General features: G+C 54.9%; 3 protein-coding genes. All 3 read left to right on the top strand.

What is annotated here, in order from left to right; genetic code table 11:
* The first annotated feature begins 42 nt into the window (after nucleotides 1-42).
* From cutA to L977_RS11230, 3 genes are read left to right on the top strand one after another with little or no spacing between them, the layout of a single operon-like run.
* A complete protein-coding gene (gene cutA, locus L977_RS11220; RefSeq protein ID WP_014882197.1) occupies nucleotides 43-366 on the top strand; it encodes a divalent cation tolerance protein CutA in 324 nt (107 codons plus the stop codon).
* The gene (locus tag L977_RS11225) at nucleotides 342-2,045 is read left to right on the top strand and encodes a protein-disulfide reductase DsbD (RefSeq protein ID WP_047625774.1); all 1,704 of its coding nucleotides are present in this window, start codon (nucleotides 342-344) and stop codon (nucleotides 2,043-2,045) included. Before cutA ends, L977_RS11225 begins: the two co-directional genes overlap by 25 nt.
* 49 nt (nucleotides 2,046-2,094) lie before the next feature.
* The gene (locus L977_RS11230; protein WP_023331831.1) at nucleotides 2,095-2,670 is read left to right on the top strand and encodes a transcriptional regulator; all 576 of its coding nucleotides are present in this window, start codon (nucleotides 2,095-2,097) and stop codon (nucleotides 2,668-2,670) included.
* The last annotated feature ends 168 nt before the right edge of the window (nucleotides 2,671-2,838 follow it).

Here is a 2,838-nt window from a genome sequence, read left to right on the forward strand (position 1 = left end):
GAACATATATAGTGAAGACTTTCGTGATGAGGAGGTCGACTTGTGAACACGCCTGATGCCGTTGTCGTACTGTGTACCGCCCCTGATGAAGCCTCTGCCCAGGATCTCGCCGCCAAAGTGCTGGCCGAAAAATGGGCAGCCTGCGTAACGCTCCTCCCCGGCGCAACCTCCCTTTATTACTGGGAAGGCAAACTGGAGCAGGAGTACGAAGTCCAGATGTTGCTTAAAACCAACCGGGCGAACCAGCAGGCGCTCCTCGACTGCCTCAAGTCTCATCATCCTTACCAAACTCCAGAGCTGCTGGTGCTGCCAGTGCTCCATGGCGATAACGACTATCTCACATGGCTCAACGCTTCCTTACGCTGATCCTGCTGCTGTGCAGCACATCAGTATTTGCCGGGTTGTTTGACGCACCCGGCCGTTCAAACTTTATTCCTGCCGACCAGGCGTTTGTTTTCGATTTTCAGCAGAACCAGCACGATCTCAATCTGACCTGGCAGGTGAAAGAGGGTTACTACCTTTACCGCAAACAGGTCAGCATCACGTCCGCAAAGGCTAACGTCGGCGCATTGCAGATGCCCGCGGGCGAGTGGCACGAGGACGAGTTCTACGGTAAGAGTGAAATCTATCGTCAGCGCTTAAACGTACCCGTCACGGTGAATCAGGCGGATAAAGGCGCCACGCTGACCGTGACGTATCAGGGCTGTGCCGACGCGGGCTTCTGCTATCCTCCTGAAACGAAGGTCGTTCCGCTTACTGAAGTTAAAGCCGCTGCCTCCCCTCTTCCCTCTGGGGAGGGGGCCAGGGTGAAGGGAGAAGGCGAAGCCACTTCAGATCTTCCCTTCTCAGCATTTTGGGCGCTACTGATTGGTATTGGCATTGCCTTTACGCCGTGTGTACTGCCCATGTACCCGCTGATCTCCGGGATTGTGCTAGGCGGTAAGCAACGGCTTTCCACCGCCCGGGCGCTGCTGCTGGCTTTTATTTATGTCCAGGGCATGGCATTAACCTACACGGCGCTCGGCCTCGTGGTCGCCGCCGCTGGATTGCAATTCCAGGCAGCGCTTCAGCATCCTTACGTGCTTATTGGTCTGTCAGTTGTCTTTATTCTTTTGGCGCTGTCGATGTTTGGCCTGTTCACTCTGCAACTGCCCTCTTCGCTGCAAACCCGCTTAACGCTGATGAGTAATCGTCAGCAGGGAGGATCTGCAGGCGGCGTGTTCGCAATGGGTGCAATTGCCGGGCTAATCTGTTCACCCTGCACCACTGCGCCGCTCAGCGCCATCCTGCTGTACATCGCCCAGAGCGGCAATATGTGGCTCGGTGGCGGAACGCTGTATCTTTATGCGCTGGGGATGGGTCTGCCGCTCATTCTTGTGACGGTCTTTGGTAATCGTCTGCTGCCGAAAAGCGGACCGTGGATGGAGACGGTGAAAACCGCGTTTGGTTTTGTCATTCTGGCGCTACCGGTGTTCCTGCTGGAGCGCATCATCGGAGACGAGTGGGGAATGCGTCTGTGGGCGATGCTTGGCGTCGCATTCTTCTCCTGGGCATTTATCGTCAGCCTGGGGGCGAAAAAGCCATGGATGCGCCTTGTGCAAATCCTGCTGCTGGCGGCTGCACTGGTCAGCGTGCGTCCGCTGCAGGACTGGGCATTTGGCACGCCGGTGGGTCAGACGCAGGCGCATCTGGACTTCACCCGCATTAACAATGTCGATGAGCTCAATAGCGCCCTGGCTCAGGCAAAAGGTAAACCGGTGATGCTCGATCTCTATGCTGACTGGTGTGTTGCCTGCAAAGAGTTTGAAAAATACACCTTTAGCGATCCTCAGGTACAAAGCGCCCTGAAAGAGACGGTGTTGCTCCAGGCAAACGTCACGGCCAACAATGAGCAGGATAAGACTCTGCTTAAGCACCTTAACGTACTCGGGCTGCCAACCATTTTATTCTTCAATGAACAAGGGGAAGAGCAGCCAGAACAGCGTGTAACCGGGTTTATGGATTCAACGGCATTCAGCGCGCATTTGCGCAATCGCCAACCGTAAACAACACTTTAGACGGGACATACCGTTGGGAATAGCGGAGGAGATAACCGTGCAACGTGAAGACGTACTGGGACAAGCCCTGCAATTACTTGAGATTCAAGGGATCGCCAGCACCACGCTTGAGATGGTAGCCGACCGTATCGATTACCCTCTGGATGAGTTAACGCGCTTCTGGCCGGATAAAGAGGCCCTGCTTTATGATGCGCTGCGCTACCTTAGCCAGCAGGTGGATATCTGGCGCAGACAGTTAATGCTTAATGAAGAACTGACGGCTGAGCAAAAGCTGCTGGCTCGCTACACCGCCCTGACTGAATGTGTCAGTAACAATCGTTATCCGGGCTGCCTGTTTATTGCCGCCTGCACATTTTATCCCGATCCCGGGCATCCAATACATCAGCTGGCGGATCAGCAAAAGCGTGCGGCGCATGACTTCACTCACGAGCTACTGACAACGCTTGAAGTGGATGACCCGGCAATGGTCGCTAAGCAGATGGAGTTGATACTGGAGGGTTGTCTGAGCCGCATGCTGGTGAATCGTAGCCAGGCCGATGTGGATACGGCGCACCGCCTGGCGGAAGATATTCTTCGCTTTGCTCAGTGTCGTATGGGCGGGGCGTTGACGTAAGCGAATCAGCGAAATTTGGTCTTTTCGGCGCGCAAACCGCCAGATTGCCGTAAAGTTAAGCAATTGAACAGCTTTCCCCGAAATAATGTTGACGATAAGGCGCGATTGCGGTTTAATGCGCTCCGTTGCCCGGATAGCTCAGTCGGTAGAGCAGGGGATTGAAAATCC

It is taken from the genome of Enterobacter sp. ZOR0014, from assembly GCF_000798855.1.
Taxonomy (GTDB): Bacteria; Pseudomonadota; Gammaproteobacteria; order Enterobacterales; family Enterobacteriaceae; genus Enterobacter; species Enterobacter kobei.

Coding starts and splice junctions, on each gene's coding strand:
- L977_RS11225 (WP_047625774.1), top strand. CDS start 342: ATGGCTCAACGCTTCCTTACGCTGATCCTGCTGCTGTGCAGCACATCA.